The organism is Enterococcus canintestini (genome assembly GCF_001885735.1).
GTDB classification, from domain to species: domain Bacteria; phylum Bacillota; class Bacilli; order Lactobacillales; family Enterococcaceae; genus Enterococcus_C; species Enterococcus_C canintestini.
Map to the genome: position 1 here is coordinate 1 of NZ_JXKG01000054.1, position 841 is coordinate 841.

The window sequence follows — 841 nt, forward strand, 5'->3', positions numbered from 1 at the left end:
TGATCGACAATTTCTTGTGCTTCTTCTTCTGTTAAAACGCCGTTTTGCAAGTCACGTTCTACATAAATATCTAAGAAAGTAGAGGTACGACCAAGCGACATTGCCGCACCATTTTGTTCTTTAATCGCAGCTAAGTAACCAAGATATAACCATTGGAAAGCTTCTTTTGCATTTGAAGCTGGTTGTGAAATATCAAAACCATAAATCGTACCCAATTCTTTTAATTCATTTAAGGCACGTAATTGTTCGTTTAATTCTTCCCGTTGGCGAATGATATCATCAGACATAACCCCATTGCCACAGTTCAATAAGTCTTTTTGTTTTTCTTTGATTAAAAAGTCAACCCCGTATAAGGCAACACGACGGTAATCACCGATAATACGACCACGACCGTAAGCATCTGGTAAACCTGTAATAACACCTGAGCGACGAGCTGCCCGCATTTCAGGCGTGTATGCATCAAATACCCCTTGGTTATGGGTTTTACGATAGTCACGGAAAATGTGTGAAACTTCTGAATCAATTTCATAACCATAAGCTTCTGCCGCTTGTTCAGACATGCGGATACCACCAAATGGTTGTAAGCTACGTTTAAATGGTTTTTCCGTTTGGAAACCTACTACTGTTTCTAAATCTTTGTTTAAATAACCAGGGCCGTGAGAAGTGATGGTGGAGACAACTTTTGTATCCATGTCTAAAACGCCACCAGCTTCACGTTCTTTCTGGTTTAATTCCATGACTTGATCCCAAAGTTTTGTGGTTGCTTCAGTTGGACCAGCTAGAAATTCATCAGTACCGTCAAATTGTGTGTAGTTTGCTTGGATAAAATCACGTACGTTTA

Annotated in this window: 1 protein-coding gene; it reads right to left on the reverse strand. The window is 39.6% G+C overall.

Annotated features, from left to right (window positions below; all coding sequences use genetic code 11):
• Positions 1–841 (reverse strand): pyruvate formate lyase family protein (locus tag RU96_RS12620; protein WP_282956626.1); only part of this gene is annotated, 841 nt, incomplete at both ends.